The following is a 14749-nucleotide window of genomic DNA, read 5'->3' on the forward strand; positions in this document are numbered from 1 at the left end:
TGTACGGACTTCAGCGCGATCCGACCACCGCATTGGTGTCTTCGCTGGTCACGAGCTTGGCGTTGAGCCCGGCGGCGGTGAACGCGGCGAGCGCGGCCGGTGCCTGGCGCTCGCTCGTCTCGCTCAGCAGGTGGCCGCCGGGGCGCAGCCAGGTCGCCGCCTGGGCGGCCACGCGGCGCAGGACCTCCAGGCCGTCCGGTCCTCCGTCGAGCGCCACCCGCGCCTCGTGGTCGCGGGCCTCGACCGGCATGAACGCGATGTCGTCGGTCGGCACGTACGGGACGTTGGCGACGACGACGTCGATCCGCCCGCGCAGGTGGCCCGGCAGGGCGTCGAACAGGTCGCCCTCGTGCACGTTCGTGAGGTTCTGGCGCGCGCACGCTACGGCCACGGGGTCGATGTCGGCGGCGTGGACCGTGGCGGCGGGCAGTCGGTGCTGGAGCACGGCACCGACCGCGCCGGAGCCGCAGCACAGGTCGACGAACAGTGACGGCTTCAGGTCGGTGGCGAGGTCCACGAGCAGCTCGGTGCGGTGGCGGGGGACGAAGACGCCCTTGGTGACCACGATCCGCTGCCCGCAGAACATCGCCCAGCCCAGGGCGTGTTCGAGCGGGAGGCCGTTCACCCGCTGCGTGACCAGGTCTTCCAGGTGTTCGGGGCCGGTGGCGGCCTCTTCGAGCAGTGCGGCCTCGTCCTCGGCGAACACGCAGCCGGCGGCCCTCAGTCTGTCCACGGTGTTCATCGAGGCGGACGGTACGCCGCTACTTACAAGCAGGCTTGACTGTTTGTTTGTTCGGCGGAAGACTCGGCCGGGTGGAGACGAGGCAGCGCCAGGCCGACCGCACGCGGGAGACGAAGCGGAAGCTGATGGAGGCGACCGTCGAGTGCCTGGTGGAACGCGGCTGGTCGGGCACCACGACGACGGAGGTGGCGGAGCGGGCCGGGGTGTCGCGCGGCGCGCAGCTGCACCACTTCCGCACGCGCGGCGAGCTGGTGGCGGCGGCCGTGGAGCACGTGGGCGCGGAGAGCGTCGAGGTGCTGAAGCGGCGCGCGGAGATCGCCGAGAAGACCACGCACGCCGTGGTGGAGCTGATCGCGGACTTCCACGCGAGCGACCTGTTCACCGCGGCGCTGGAGCTCTGGGTGGCCGCGCGCACCGACCCCGAGCTGCGCGAGCAGGTGCTGGAGCTGCAGGCGCGCCTGGGGCGTGAGGTGTACGGGCTCGCGTTGGAGCTGCTCGACGTGGACGACACCAGGCCCGGTGTGAAGGACGCCGTGCAGGCAACTCTTGATCTTGTGCGCGGGCTGGCGCTCGCCAACCAGCTCGCCGACGACGCCAAGCGCCGGGCGCACGTGGTGCGCTACTGGGCGCGGATGCTGGAGGAGCAGCTGTGATCACGGAACTGCTGGCCGACCTCGACGCCGAGTCTCGGTCGCTCGACGACCTGGCGGCCGGCGCCGACTGGAGTCTGCCCACGCCCGCGGAGGGCTGGACGATCGGGCACCAGATCGGCCATCTCATGTGGACGGACAAGGCCGCGGTCCTCGCCATCACCGATCCCGAGGCGTTCCAGGCGCAGCCGCTGACCGCCGACATCGTGGACCGGACGGCGGCCGAGGCGGCGGAACTGCCGGACCTGCTGGAGCAGTGGCGGGCGAGCCGGGCGGAGCTGCGGGAGCACCTCGCGCGGGCCGAGGGCAGGATCCTCTGGTTCGGGCCGCCGATGAGCCCGGCGTCGATGGCGACCGCGCGGATCATGGAGACCTGGGCGCACGGGCAGGACGTGGCGGACGCGCTCGGCGTCGTCCGCGAGCCCACCGCGCGCCTCAAGCACGTGTGCCACATCGGGGTGCGGACGATGGGTTTCGCCTTCCTGCTCAACGGGTTGGCGGCGCCGGAGGCCGACGTGCGGGTCGAGCTGACCGGGCCGTCCGGTGAGGCGTGGACGTGGGGTCCCGAAGACGCGGAGAACCGGGTTTCGGGGCCTGCACTGGACTTCGCGTGGCTCGTGACGCAGCGGCGCAACCGCAAGGAGCTCGCGATCGAGGCTTCCGGGCCGGTGGCGGAGGAGTGGGTGCCGATCGCGCAGGCGTTCGCGGGGCCGCCCGGAGGTGGCCGATGATCCGGATCGGCAACGCCTCGGGGTTCTACGGCGACCGGCTGTCCGCGGTGCGCGAGCAGCTGGAGGGCGGGCACCTCGACGTGCTGACCGGCGACTACCTCGCCGAGCTGACCATGCTGATCCTCGGGCGCGACCGGATGAAGGACTCCTCGCTGGGGTACGCGAAGACGTTCCTGCGGCAGATGGAGGACTGCCTGGGGTTGGCGCTGGATCGGGGCGTCCGGATCGTGGTGAACGCTGGTGGGTTGAATCCGGAGGGACTCGCGCGCAGGCTCGGCGAGCTCCACTCCGGTGACCTGGCGGACAAGCTCGGGGCGAAGGTCGGTTATGTAGCCGGCGACGACCTCAAAGGCCGGTTCCCCGAGGCGCTCACCGCCAACGCCTACCTCGGCGCGTGGGAGATCGCGGAGTGCCTCGACCAGGGCGCGCAGGTCGTGGTCACCGGCCGCGTCACCGACGCCAGCCTGGTTGTAGGCCCCGCCGCGGCGCACTTCGGCTGGGCGCGCGACGACTGGGACCGGCTGGCCGGCGCCACGGTCGCCGGGCACGTGCTGGAGTGCGGGACGCAGGCCACCGGCGGCAACTACTCGTTCTTCACCGAGATCGACGTGGACCGGCCGGGGTTCCCGATCGCGGAGGTCGACGAGGACGGGTCGTCGCTGATCACCAAGCACGACGGCACGGGCGGCGCGGTCACCGTCGACACCGTGACGGCGCAGCTGCTGTACGAGATCGGCGCGCCGGAGTACCTGGGGCCGGACGTCACCACGCACTTCGACACGATCCGGCTGGACGCGCACGAGCGCGGGGTCAGGATCAGCGGCACGAAGGGCTCTCCGCCGCCGGACACGCTGAAGGTGTGCCTGAACACGTTGGGCGGCTTCCGGAACTCCACGACGTTCGTCCTCACCGGACTCGACGTGGAGGCCAAGGCCTCGCTCGTGCGGAGGCAGCTGGAGAACGCGATCGGTGACGACGGGCTGACGTGGACGCTGGCGCGGACCGACCAGGCCGACGCCGCCACCGAGGAGCAGGCCAGCGCGTTGCTGCACGTCACGATCAAGACCACCGATCCCCAGCGGGCCAAGGGGTTCAGCCGGGCGGCGATCGAACTCGCGCTCGCCAGCTACCCCGGGTTCCACGTGACGGCACCACCGGGCGACGGGACGCCGTTCGGCGTGTACCGGGCCGCGTACGTGCCCCGTGACGAGGTCAGCGCCAAGGCGGTGTTGCTGTGAAGAGGCCGTTGGGAACGATCGCCGGCGCGCGCAGCGGGGACAAGGGCGGCGACGCGAACCTAGGCGTGTGGGTGCGCACCGACGCCGCTTTCGAGTGGCTGAACGGGTTTCTCACCGTCGCGAAGCTCCGGGAGCTGCTGCCCGAGGCCGTCGAGGTCAGCCGGTACGAGCTGCCGAACCTGCGGGCGCTCAACTTCGTGCTGCACGGCCTGCTCGGCGACGGCGTGGCGAGCAGCACCCGGTTCGACCCGCAGGCCAAGGCGCTCGGCGAATGGCTGCGGGCGCGGGAAGTCGAGATCCCGGAGGAGCTCCTGTGATCACGAAGGACCTGTACGAGCGGAAGGAGCTGCGGGCACTCGTCCGCGACTTCACCCGCAAGGAGATCGTGCCGCACCTCGACCAGTGGGAACGCGACGGCGAGATCCCGCGTGAGCTGCACAAGAAGGCGGCCGAGCTCGACCTGCTCGGCATCGGCTTCGAGCACGGCGACCTGCTCGACTCGGTCGCGCTGACCGAGGAGATCATCCAGAACGGCGGCTCGTCCGGCGTGATGGCCGCGCTGTTCACGCTCGGCATCGCGATCCCGCACATCTGGCAGAGCGGGAACACCGACCTGGTCGAGCGGTTCGCGAAGCCCGCGATCCGCGGCGAGAAGATCGGCAGCCTCGCGGTCACCGAACCCGGTGCGGGCTCGGACGTGGCGGCGATCAGGACGAAGGCCGTGCGGGACGGCGACCACTACGTCGTCACCGGCGAGAAGACGTTCATCACCTCGGGCTGCCGGGCGGACTTCGTCACGACGGCGGTCCGCACCGGCGGCGAGGGCTACCAGGGCATCTCGCTGCTCGTGATCGAGGACGGGTTCACCCGGCGCAGACTCGACAAGATGGGCTGGCACTGCAGCGACACCGCCGAACTGCACTTCGACGGGGTGCGCGTGCCGGTGGCGAACCTCGTGGGCGAGGAGAACCAGGGGTTCGCGCAGATCATGCGCCAGTTCCAGGTCGAGCGCGTGACGATGGCCGTCGAGGCCTACGCCACGGCCCAACGTGCGCTGGACCTCACCGTCGCGTGGACGCGCGACCGGCAGACGTTCGGCAAGCCGCTGATCAAGAACCAGGTGGTGCGGCACAAGCTCGCCGCGATGGCGCAGAAGATCGACCTGGCCCGCACCTACACCCGTGAGGTGGCCGCGCGGATCGACCGCGGCGAGGACTGCGTCACGGAGGTCTGCTTCGCGAAGAACGCCGCCGTGGACGCCTGCGCCGAGGTCGTGGACGACGCGGTGCAGCTGCACGGCGGCATGGGCTACATGCGGGAGTCCGAAGTGGAGCGCCACTACCGGGACGCCCGCATCCTCGGCATCGGGGGCGGGGCGAGTGAAGTGATGACCGAGCTCGCGGCACGACGATTGGGGTTCGCCTGATGGGCAACAGGGAGGCGCTGCTCGCGAAGATCGCGGGCCTCGACGCCGAGCACGCCAAGGCTCTGGCCGGAGGTGGGCCGAAGTACGTCGAGCGGCACCACAAGCGCGGCAAGCTGCTCGCCCGCGAACGGGTCGAGCTGCTGATCGACGAGGACAGCCCGTTCCTGGAGCTGTCCCCGCTCGCCGCCTGGGGCACCGACTTCCCGGTCGGCGCGTCGGTCGTCACCGGCATCGGCCGGATCGAGGGCGTCGAGTGCGTGATCGTCGCGAACGACCCGACCGTGCGCGGCGGGTCGTCGAACCCGTACACGCTGCGCAAGTCGCTGCGGGCCAACGACATCGCGTTGCAGAACCGGCTGCCGCTGGTCAGTCTCGTCGAGTCCGGCGGCGCCGACCTGCCGACGCAGAGCGAGATCTTCATCCCCGGCGGGCGGGCGTTCCGCGACCTGACCAGGCTCTCCGCGGCCGGGATCCCCACCATCACCGCGGTGTTCGGCAACGCGACGGCCGGCGGCGCGTACGTACCGGGCATGTCCGACTACGTGATCATGATCAAGGACCGGTCCAAGGTCTTCCTCGGTGGCCCGCCCCTGGTCAAGATGGCGACCGGCGAGGACGCGGACGACGAGTCGCTGGGCGGCGCGACCATGCACGGCGCCACGTCCGGGCTCGCGGACTTCGTGGCGGAGGACGAGACCGACGCGATCCGCCTGGCCCGCCGGGTGGTCGCACGGCTCAACTGGCGCAAGCAGGGACCAGAGCCGGCACCCGTCGAGGAGCCCCTGTTCGACGCCGAGAGCATCCTCGACATCGTGTCGGAGGACCAGCGCGTGCCGTTCGACCCGCGCGACGTCATCGCGCGGCTCGTGGACGGGTCGAGGTTCGACGAGTTCAAACCGTTGTACGGCACCAGCCTCGTCACCGGGTGGGCGCGCATCCACGGCTACCCGGTCGGCATCCTCGCCAACGCGCGCGGCGTGCTGTTCAGCGAGGAGTCGCAGAAGGCCACGCAGTTCATCCAGCTCGCCAACCAGAGCGACACACCGCTGGTGTTCCTGCAGAACACCACGGGCTACATGGTCGGCGCGCAGTACGAGCAGGGCGGCATCGTCAAGCACGGCTCGATGATGATCAACGCCGTCTCGAACAGCCGCGTGCCGCACCTGACGATCACGATGGGCGCGTCGTACGGCGCGGGCAACTACGGCATGTGCGGCCGCGCGTACGACCCGCGGTTCCTGTTCACCTGGCCCAACGCCAAGTCCGCCGTGATGGGGCCCGCGCAGCTCGCGGGCGTGCTGTCGATCGTCGGGCGGCAGGCCGCCGCCGCGAAGGGCCAGGAGTACAACGAGGAGCATGACGCCGCCATGCGCACGATGGTGGAGGCGCAGATCGAGGAGCAGTCGCTCGCGCCGTTCCTGTCCGGGAAGCTCTACGACGACGGCGTGATCGACCCGCGCGACACCAGGACCGTGCTCGCCCTCTGCCTCTCCGCTGTCCACAGCGGACCGATCAAGGGCGCCGACGGCTTCGGCGTCTTCCGGATGTGAGCGACATGATCAAGACGTTGCTGATCGCCAACCGCGGCGAGATCGCCCGCCGGATCATCCGCACCTGCCGGGACAACGGCATCCGCACGGTCGCGGTGTTCTCCGACCCGGACGCCGGGGCGCCGCACGTCCGGGAGGCCGACTTCGCGGTCCGGCTGCCGGGGGCGTCGCCCGCCGAGACCTACCTGCGGGCGGATCTGCTGGTGGACGCGGCCATCCAGGCCGGTGCGGACGCCGTCCACCCCGGCTACGGGTTCCTGAGCGAGAACGCGGAGTTCGCGCGCAAGGTGCAGGCCGCCGGGCTCACGTGGGTCGGTCCCGAGCCGGACTCGATCGAGGCGATGGGGTCCAAGGTCGCCGCGAAGAAGCGGATGGCCGCGGCCGGGGTGCCGACCCTGCCGGAACTCGACCCGGAGACCGTCACCGAGTTCCCCGTGCTGATCAAGGCGTCGGCGGGCGGTGGCGGGCGCGGCATGCGGATCGTGCGGGAGAAGGCCGAGTTCGCCGACGCGCTGGCCAGTGCGCGCCGCGAGGCCGAGTCGGCGTTCGGCGACCCCACGGTGTTCTGCGAGCCGTTGCTGGAACAAGCGCGGCACGTCGAGGTGCAGATCCTCGCCGACGCGCACGGCACGGTGTGGGCGCTCGGCGAACGCGAGTGCTCGATCCAGCGCCGGCACCAGAAGATCGTCGAGGAGTCGCCCAGCCCGGCGGTGACCGACGAGGTCCGCGCGCGCCTGTTCGCCGCGGCGACGGCGGCGGCCGAGTCGATCGGGTACATCGGCGCGGGCACCGTCGAGTTCATGCTGAAGGGCGAGGACTTCCACTTCCTGGAGGTCAACACCCGGCTGCAGGTCGAGCACCCGGTCACCGAACTGGTCTACGGCGTGGACCTCGTCGAGTGGCAGCTGCGGATCGCCGAGGGCGCCAGGCTTCCGGCGGAGGTGCCGCAGCCGCGCGGGCACGCGATCGAGGTCCGCCTCTACGCCGAGGACCCCGCGCACGACTGGCGGCCCGCGAGCGGCACGCTGCACCGGTTCGACGTGCCCGGCGACGTCCGGCTGGACAGCGGCGTCGAGGACGGCTCCGTCGTCTCCGTGCACTACGACCCCATGCTGGCCAAGGTGATCGCGCACGCACCGACCCGGCGGGCGGCCGCCCGCAAGCTCGCGACGGCGCTGGCGGGCGCGCGGATCCACGGTCTCGTCACCAACCGCGCGCTGCTCGTGGACATCCTCGAGCACGACGCGTTCCTCGACGGGGACACGCACACCGGGTTCCTCGCCGAGCACGACTTCACCAGGTCCGTTGACCCGCAACCGTTTGCGCGCGCGGCGGCGCTGGCGCAGGCGGCGACGCGCCGGATCGGGACGCTGCCGCTCGGCTGGCGCAACGTCCGGTCGCAGCAGCCGAAGGCGAAGTTCCTGCACGGCGAGGAACTGGTCGAGGTCGCGTACGACCCGGCGCAGGCGACCGAGAACACCGTGGTGCTCGACCTCGACGGCGTGCGCGTGCCGTTCCACGTGGCCCGCTACGGCGACGTGGTCGAGGTCGACTCGCCGCGCGGCTCGGTCACGCTGAAGGTCGTGCCGCGCTTCCCGGAACCGGAGTCGACGCTGGCGCCCGGCGCGACCGTCGCCCCGATGCCGGGCACCGTGGTCCGGGTCAGCGTCGCGCAGGGCGACGTGGTCGAGGCCGGCACCGAACTCCTGGTGCTGGAGGCCATGAAGATGGAACACCGGGTGCTCGCGACCAGCGCGGGCACCGTCACCGAACTCCTCGTCGCGCAGGCCCAGCAGGTCAACGCCGGCGACGTGCTGGCAGTGGTGGAGGAATCGTGAGCTTCGTCGAGTCCGAAGAGCGGATCGCGCTGCGCAAGGCCGTCGCCGAGTTCGGCGCGAAGTACGGGCACGACTACTTCACCGCCAAGGCGCGCGCGGGGGAGAAGACCACCGAGCTGTGGGAGGAGGCCGGCAAGCTCGGCTACCTCGGCGTGGCCGTGCCGGAGGAGTACGGCGGCGGTGGCGGCGGCATCGGCGACCTCGCGGCGGTGTGCGAGGAGCTCGCGGCGGCGGGATGTCCGTTGCTGCTCATGGTGGTCTCGCCCGCGATCTGCGCCACGGTGATCGCCCGGTTCGGCACGGACGAGCAGAAGTCCCGGTGGCTGCCCGGTTTCGCGGACGGCACGCTCAAGATGGCGTTCGCGATCACCGAGCCCGACGCGGGGTCTAACTCGCACAAGCTCAGGACCAACGTGCGCCGCGACGGCGACGGCTGGGTGCTGAACGGCGGCAAGACCTACATCTCCGGCGTCGACGAGGTCGACGCCGTGCTCGTCGTCGCGATCCTCGAGACCGGACCGGTGCTCGTCGTCGTCCCGACGGACGCCGAGGGCTTCACCTGGCAAGAGATCGACATGGACCTGTTCATGCCGGAGAAGCAGTTCACGCTGTTCTTCGACGACGTCCGGCTGCCGTCCGGCGCCGTCGTGGGCTCGCCCGACCAGGGGCTGCTGCAGGTCTTCGCCGGCCTCAACCCCGAACGGATCATGGGCGCGAGCATGGGCACCGGATCGGCCCGCCTCGCCGTCGCGAAGGCCGTGAAGTACGCGCAGGAGCGGAAGGTCTGGGACACACCGATCGGCGCGCACCAGGGCCTCGCGCACCCGCTCGCGAAGATCCACGTCGAGATCGAGCTCGCCCGGCTGATGACGCAGAAGGCCGCCGCGCTCTACGACTCCGGCCGTGACAAGGAGTCGGGCGAGGCCGCGAACATGGCCAAGTACGCGGCGGGCGAGGCGATCGCGGCCGCGGTCGACCAGGCGATCCAGATCCACGGCGGCAACGGGTTGAGCCGCGAGTTCGGCCTCGCGTCGATGCTCGCGTCGTCCCGCCTGTCCCGCATCGCGCCGGTGTCGCGGGAGATGGTGCTCAACTTCGTCGCGCAGAACTCCCTGAAACTGCCTCGCTCGTACTGACACACTGCGGGGCATGGGGACTTTCACGAACGCGGACGGGCTCGGCCTCGCCTACCACGGCGAGGCCGACAACCCGTTGGTCTGCCTGGCCGGCGGGCCGATGCAGGACTCGACGTACCTGGCCGGGCTGCCGCTGCCCGACGTGATCAGGATGGACCTGCGCGGCACGGGCGACTCCGACGAGGCGAGCGTCTACGGCGTCGACCACCAGGTGGCCGACGTCGACGCGTTGCGCCGGCACCTGGGACTCGAGCGGATCCGGCTGCTCGGCCACTCCGCGGGAGGCACGCTCGCGGTCCTCTACGCGACGCGCTATCCGGGACGGGTCGAGGAACTGGTGCTCGTCGCGCCCAGCCCGTTCGTGGTGGGGATCGACGTGAGCGACGACGACCGCCGCGCGGTGGCCCTGCGGCGCAGCGGGGAACCCTGGTACGCCGAGGCGATCGCGGGGTTCGAGGAGATGTGGGCGGGCCGGCCGACGCCCGAGGCGTTCGCGAAGATCACGCCGTTCTTCCACGGCCGCTGGGACGACGCCGCACGGGCGGTGGACGCCCACCCGCGCCACCCCAAGGCGGCCATGGAGTACTACAAGGAGGCCACCTTCGACCCCGCGAAGGTGCGCGAGAAGGTCCGGAAGCTCGACGTGCCGACGCTGCTGGTGGCCGGTGAGCTGGACGTGTCGCTGCCGCCGGACCGCGCGCGGGAGTACGCGGACCTGTTCCCGCGCGCGACGCTGGTCGTGCAGCCCGGTGCCGCTCACTTCCCCTGGGTGGACGACCCCGGGGCGTTCGCCGCGACCGTCCAGCGCATGCCGTAGAGCCCGGGACCGAAGTCGAGCGCGGCGGCGTGCGCGTACCCGCCCTCGTCCACGGGGGCGGGACGGGCACCGCCGGGCATTTCCGTTCCGGCCGGACCCGACGCGAATTGCTCGCAGGACGCGGGCGAGTCCTGGAATTTGATCTCCAGCACGTAGTCGTGGACGCGCTCTCCGAACCGCCGGAAATGCGTGTGCTCGGCCGTCGGGTGTGGATAGATCAATTCGTACTCGATCGCGATCGACTCCCCGGTGGAGATCGGTTCGTCGAACAACATCTCCGCGACGAGCACGCCGTTCGTGCGTTCCCTGGCGATCCGGCCGACCCGGCAGGACCGCACCGCCGTGAGCGCGGGCTGCGCGGAACCCGTTTCCTGGCACAGGATCCAGCGGTCCACATTGGCGCCGCGCGCCTGCATCACCTGCCGGGACCGGATGCCGCGCACCCCGCCGCAGGGCGCGACGTCGACCCGGTCGTGCTGGGCGGTGAGCACGAGGCCCGACCCGTCCCACGGTGCCCGTGCCGACTGCTCCCGCCTGCGGGAACGGCCGCGCGGCCGAGGTGGCCCGAGCAGGCGGCTCAGTGCCGCCGGAGGCAGTCCGAGCACGTCCTCGAGGTGGGCCAGCGCCATCAGCGACTCGGGTCTCTCGGGTCTGCGGCGACCCGACTGCCAGTAGCTCAGCGCCGTCACGCTGATCGGCGCGCCCCGCGTCTTGAGCCGGTGCTGCAGCCGTTCCAGGCTCAGTCCCCGCACCTGGATCGCGACCCGCAACGCGTCCGCGAACGGACCCGTCACGAGAAGGTCGGCGAGCTCCTCGCGCGGTGGGTAAATCGTGAGCATCACTCCTCCGTTTCACGGAGTCAAGATCGGAAGGCTATCGGCAGCAAAGGGAACGTGGTACAGCCAATCGGCGGTTTTGTCCTGGTTCGAAACCCGCCAGGTTCAGATCTCGGGACTATTACGCCGCCAATAGGACCGCGTCGGTTTCCTGCAGCATCCCTGCTACGAACAGGACTGCACAATGCGCAAGACTGCGACTCTGCTGGGCTCGGCGATCATGATCGCCGCGTTCGCGGCACCGGCCACCGCCGCGGTGGGGGAGATCCGCGTCTCACCCGGTGAGAACATCGCCGGCAGCTTCATCGTGAAGCTGAAGGACACCGGGATCACCGCGAGCGCGCAGACCCTCGGTGCCCGGTTCGGCGGTCAGGTCGGGCACGTCTACAACGCCGTGTTCCAGGGCTTCTCGGTGAAGATGAGCGACGCGCAGGCGCGCAGACTCGCCGCCGACCCCTCGGTCGAGTACGTCGAACGCGACCAGGTCGTCAGCATCCAGGCCACGCAGACGAACCCGCCGTCGTGGGGCCTCGACCGCATCGACCAGCGCAACCTGCCGCTCGACCAGCGCTACACCTACAACAGCACCGGTTCCGGCGTGAACGCCTACATCATCGACACCGGTGTCCGCATCTCGCACCGCGACTTCGGCGGCCGTGCCCGCAACGGCCGCGACCTCGTGGACAACGACGCCGTCGCGCAGGACGGCAACGGCCACGGCACGCACGTCGCCGGCACCGTCGCGGGCACGCTGCACGGCGTCGCCAAGCAAGCCACCATCATCGCGGTCCGCGTGCTCAACAACTCCGGCTCCGGCACCATCGCCGGTGTCGTCGCGGGCGTGGACTGGGTGGCGAACAACCACGTCAAGCCCGCGGTCGCGAACATGTCGCTCGGCGGTGGCGCGAACACCTCGCTCGACAACGCCGTGCAGGGCGCGATCACGCGCGGCGTGACGTTCGCCGTCGCGGCGGGCAACTCCAACGCCAACGCGTCGGGCTTCTCACCGGCCCGCGTGGCGGCGGCGCTGACCGTCGGCTCCACGGAGCGCACCGACGCGCGGTCCTCGTTCTCCAACTACGGCGCGGGTGTCGACGTGTTCGCACCCGGTGGCGGCATCACCTCCGCGTGGCACACCAGCGACACGGCCACGAACACCATCTCCGGCACCTCGATGGCGTCGCCGCACGTCGCCGGCGTGGTGGCGCGCTACCTGCAGGGCAACCGGAACGTGACGCCCGCCCAGGTGGCGACCGCGATCACGTCCAACGCCACCAACGGCAAGGTGACCAACCCCGGCCCGAGCACGACCACGAGGCTCCTGTACTGGCCGCCGACCAGCTGACCCCGAGAGATGTGCGGCCCCGGCTCTGCTCCTGAGCCGGGGCCGTTTTCCCTGCAAAAGAGAGGAATCTGCCCGTGAGAGCCCTGCTGGCAGTCGCCGCCGTCGCGGCAGCGGTCGTGGTCGCCCCGGCGTCCGCGGCCACGTCGTCCTACATCGTCGTGCTGAAGGACGGCGCCGTGTCGTCGTTCAGCGGCGAGGTCGAGCACACGTACTCCAGTGTGTTCACCGGTTTCAGCGCTCGGCTGACATCCGCACAGCTGCGCGCGCTGAAGGCCGACCCGAACGTGTCCTCTGTGGAGCGTGACGGGATCGTGCACGCGAACGGCGTCCAGCTCGACCCGCCGTGGGGGCTGGACCGCATCGACCAGCGCGCGTTGCCGCTGGACCAGCGCTACGAGTTCACCACCACCGGCCGCGGCGTGAACATCTACGTCATCGACACCGGCCTGCGCGTGACCCACGCCGACTTCGGCGGCCGTGCCCGCAACGGCTGGGACACCGTGGACAACGACGCGGTGGCGCAGGACGACAACGGCCACGGCACGCACGTCGCCGGCATCGCCGCGGGCGCCAAGTACGGCGTCGCCAAGCAGGCGACGGTGTGGGGCGTGCGGGTGCTCAACGGTTCGGGCTCCGGCACGATCTCCGGTGTCATCGCCGGTGTGGACTGGGTGACGCGCAACGCGGTCAAGCCCGCGGTGGCCAACATGTCGTTGGGCGGCAGTGCTTCCGCCGCGCTCGACACGGCGGTGAAGAAGTCGATCGACTCCGGTGTCTCCTACACGGTCGCGGCGGGCGGCAGCAACACCGACCCCGTGAACTCGTCGCCCCAACGGGTTTCCGCCGCGATCTGCGTGGGAGCGTTGACGCAGAACGACACCAAGGCCTCTTCGTCGAACTACGGGCCACTGGTGGACATCTGGGCGCCGGGCGTGAGCATTCCGTCGGCGTGGAACACTTCGGACACCGCGACCGCGACGCTGAGCGGCACGTCGATGGCCTCACCGCACGCGGCCGGTGTGGCGGCGAGGTTCCTGGAGCGCAACCGCACCGCCACGCCCGCGCAGGTCGAGCGCGAAGTGGTTACCACGGGCACCCCGGGCACGCCACCCGTCACTCGTATCCTCTACTGGCCGCCTTCGCTGTGAAAGGTGAATTGTCCGGCAATGCAAGCCCGTCTTAATCCCTAAGACACCCTTGGCAGGAACCGGATCTCTCCATAACGTCGAAAGCGCTTCGTTCCCCTGCAAAGAACGGAATGCAATCATGACGCGTAAGATCCGGTTCCTGGCCGGTGCCGGCGCGGCGACTCTCGCCATGTCGGTTCTGATGGTGCCCAACGCCTCCGCCGCCGAGGGCGAGGTGTTGTCCCTCAACGCTCCCGAGAAGATCGCCGGCAGCTTCATCGTGAAGCTGAAGGACGTCAAGGCCAACGGGCACGCCCTCGCTTCCCGTTTCGGAGGCACGGTCGCCCGCGAGTACAAGTCGTTCGGCGGCTTCAACGTGAAGCTCACCGAGAAGCAGGCGAAGCGCCTCGCCGCCGACCCGTCGGTGGAGTTCGTGGAGGCCGACCAGGTCGTCCACACGCAGGCCACGCAGACGAACCCGCCGTCGTGGGGTCTCGACCGCATCGACCAGCGCAACCTGCCGCTCAACAGCTCCTACAGCTACACCTCCACCGGCTCCGGCGTGACCGCCTACGTCATCGACACCGGTGTCCGCATCAGCCACTCGACGTTCGGGGGCCGCGCCTCGAACGGCCGTGACTTCGTGGACAACGACAACGTCGCGCAGGACGGCAACGGCCACGGCACGCACGTCGCCGGCACCATCGCGGGCTCGCAGTACGGCGTCGCGAAGGCCGCTCGCATCGTCGCTGTCCGAGTGCTCGACAACAACGGCTCCGGCACCCTCGCCGGTGTCGCCGCGGGCATCGACTGGGTGGGCGCCAACGCCGTCAAGCCGGCCGTCGCCAACCTGTCCCTCGGCGGTGGCGCCAACGCCACCCTCGACACGGCCGTGCGCAACGCCATCGCCAAGGGCGTCACGTTCGCCGTGGCCGCGGGCAACAGCAACGCCAACGCGTCCGGCTTCTCGCCGGCCCGCGTGACCGAGGCGATCACGGTCGGCTCCACCGACCGCACCGACGCCCGCTCGTCGTTCTCGAACTACGGATCGGTGCTCGACATCTTCGCCCCGGGCCGCGACATCACGTCGTCCTGGAGCACGTCCGACACCGCCACCAGCACCATCTCGGGCACGTCGATGGCCACCCCGCACGTCGCGGGTGCCGCCGCTCGCTACCTCTCGACGAACCCGTCGGCCACGCCCGCCCAGGTCGCCTCGTACCTGATCGGCCAGTCGACGCCGTCGAAGGTGACGAACCCCGGTTCCGGTTCGCCGAACCGCCTGCTGTACCTCGCGCCCACCGCGTGAGCTG

Annotated in this window: 12 protein-coding genes and 1 pseudogene; 11 read left to right on the plus strand and 2 right to left on the minus strand. The window is 70.6% G+C overall.

The annotated features are described in order from the left end of the window. Positions 1–10: 10 nt before the first annotated feature. A complete protein-coding gene (locus ABZX02_RS27120) occupies positions 11–742 on the minus strand; it encodes a putative protein N(5)-glutamine methyltransferase (RefSeq protein WP_355301954.1) in 732 nt (243 codons plus the stop codon). A 71-nt stretch (positions 743–813) separates the two neighbouring features. Here ABZX02_RS27120 and ABZX02_RS27125 point away from each other — a divergent pair, with 71 nt between their 5' ends. The 8 genes and pseudogenes from ABZX02_RS27125 (at position 814) to ABZX02_RS27160 (ending at position 10128) form a co-directional block, all read left to right on the plus strand. Further along, the gene (locus tag ABZX02_RS27125; RefSeq protein ID WP_355301955.1) at positions 814–1395 is read left to right on the plus strand and encodes a TetR/AcrR family transcriptional regulator; all 582 of its coding nucleotides are present in this window, start codon (positions 814–816) and stop codon (positions 1393–1395) included. Next, a complete protein-coding gene (locus tag ABZX02_RS27130; protein WP_355301957.1) occupies positions 1392–2123 on the plus strand; it encodes a TIGR03084 family metal-binding protein in 732 nt (243 codons plus the stop codon). Before ABZX02_RS27125 ends, ABZX02_RS27130 begins: the two co-directional genes overlap by 4 nt. After that, positions 2120–3678: pseudogene (locus tag ABZX02_RS27135) on the plus strand (acyclic terpene utilization AtuA family protein). The gene ABZX02_RS27130 and the pseudogene ABZX02_RS27135 overlap by 4 nt, the downstream one beginning before the upstream one ends. Then, on the plus strand, positions 3675–4787 hold the full coding sequence (locus ABZX02_RS27140) for an acyl-CoA dehydrogenase family protein (RefSeq protein ID WP_355301959.1): 1113 nt from the start codon (positions 3675–3677) through the stop codon (positions 4785–4787). Before ABZX02_RS27135 ends, ABZX02_RS27140 begins: the two are co-directional and overlap by 4 nt. Then, positions 4787–6337 carry an acyl-CoA carboxylase subunit beta gene (locus ABZX02_RS27145; protein ID WP_355301961.1) on the plus strand — a complete coding sequence of 517 codons (1551 nt, stop codon included), beginning with the start codon at positions 4787–4789 and terminating at the stop codon, positions 6335–6337. The genes ABZX02_RS27140 and ABZX02_RS27145 overlap by 1 nt, the downstream gene beginning before the upstream one ends. 5 nt (positions 6338–6342) lie before the next feature. Beyond that, positions 6343–8175: a biotin carboxylase N-terminal domain-containing protein gene (locus ABZX02_RS27150; RefSeq protein ID WP_355301963.1), complete on the plus strand. Its 1833-nt coding sequence runs from the start codon at positions 6343–6345 to the stop codon at positions 8173–8175. Continuing rightward, a complete protein-coding gene (locus ABZX02_RS27155) occupies positions 8172–9311 on the plus strand; it encodes an acyl-CoA dehydrogenase family protein (RefSeq protein ID WP_355301965.1) in 1140 nt (379 codons plus the stop codon). Before ABZX02_RS27150 ends, ABZX02_RS27155 begins: the two co-directional genes overlap by 4 nt. 13 nt (positions 9312–9324) lie before the next feature. Then, a complete protein-coding gene (locus ABZX02_RS27160) occupies positions 9325–10128 on the plus strand; it encodes an alpha/beta hydrolase (protein WP_355301967.1) in 804 nt (267 codons plus the stop codon). On the opposite strand, the gene ABZX02_RS27165 is transcribed toward ABZX02_RS27160, so the two are convergent. Continuing rightward, positions 10068–10967 carry a helix-turn-helix transcriptional regulator gene (locus ABZX02_RS27165; RefSeq protein WP_355301969.1) on the minus strand — a complete coding sequence of 300 codons (900 nt, stop codon included), beginning with the start codon at positions 10965–10967 and terminating at the stop codon, positions 10068–10070. The genes ABZX02_RS27160 and ABZX02_RS27165 overlap by 61 nt on opposite strands. Before the next feature lie 181 nt (positions 10968–11148). On the opposite strand from ABZX02_RS27165, the gene ABZX02_RS27170 reads away from it, so the two are divergent. From ABZX02_RS27170 to ABZX02_RS27180, 3 genes are all read left to right on the plus strand, one after another. After that, on the plus strand, positions 11149–12309 hold the full coding sequence (locus ABZX02_RS27170) for a S8 family peptidase (RefSeq protein ID WP_355301971.1): 1161 nt from the start codon (positions 11149–11151) through the stop codon (positions 12307–12309). 74 nt (positions 12310–12383) lie between these two features. Continuing rightward, complete coding sequence (locus ABZX02_RS27175; RefSeq protein ID WP_355301973.1) at positions 12384–13457, plus strand: S8 family peptidase; 1074 nt, start codon at positions 12384–12386, stop codon at positions 13455–13457. A 118-nt stretch (positions 13458–13575) separates the two neighbouring features. After that, entirely contained in the window at positions 13576–14745 is a 1170-nt protein-coding gene (locus tag ABZX02_RS27180; protein WP_355301975.1) for a S8 family peptidase, read from the plus strand. Positions 14746–14749: the final 4 nt, after the last annotated feature.

It is taken from the genome of Lentzea sp. NPDC003310, from assembly GCF_040610935.1.
Lineage (GTDB): Bacteria > Actinomycetota > Actinomycetes > Mycobacteriales > Pseudonocardiaceae > Lentzea.

What these genes read in the sequence shown, in the direction of transcription:
- ABZX02_RS27120 (WP_355301954.1), bottom strand. Translation starts at nt 742, where the DNA reads ATGAACACCGTGGACAGACTGAGGGCCGCCGGCTGCGTGTTCGCCGAG.
- ABZX02_RS27145 (WP_355301961.1), top strand. Translation starts at nt 4,787, where the DNA reads ATGGGCAACAGGGAGGCGCTGCTCGCGAAGATCGCGGGCCTCGACGCC.
- ABZX02_RS27150 (WP_355301963.1), top strand. Translation starts at nt 6,343, where the DNA reads ATGATCAAGACGTTGCTGATCGCCAACCGCGGCGAGATCGCCCGCCGG.
- ABZX02_RS27160 (WP_355301967.1), top strand. Translation starts at nt 9,325, where the DNA reads ATGGGGACTTTCACGAACGCGGACGGGCTCGGCCTCGCCTACCACGGC.
- ABZX02_RS27165 (WP_355301969.1), bottom strand. Translation starts at nt 10,967, where the DNA reads ATGCTCACGATTTACCCACCGCGCGAGGAGCTCGCCGACCTTCTCGTG.
- ABZX02_RS27170 (WP_355301971.1), top strand. Translation starts at nt 11,149, where the DNA reads ATGCGCAAGACTGCGACTCTGCTGGGCTCGGCGATCATGATCGCCGCG.
- ABZX02_RS27180 (WP_355301975.1), top strand. Translation starts at nt 13,576, where the DNA reads ATGACGCGTAAGATCCGGTTCCTGGCCGGTGCCGGCGCGGCGACTCTC.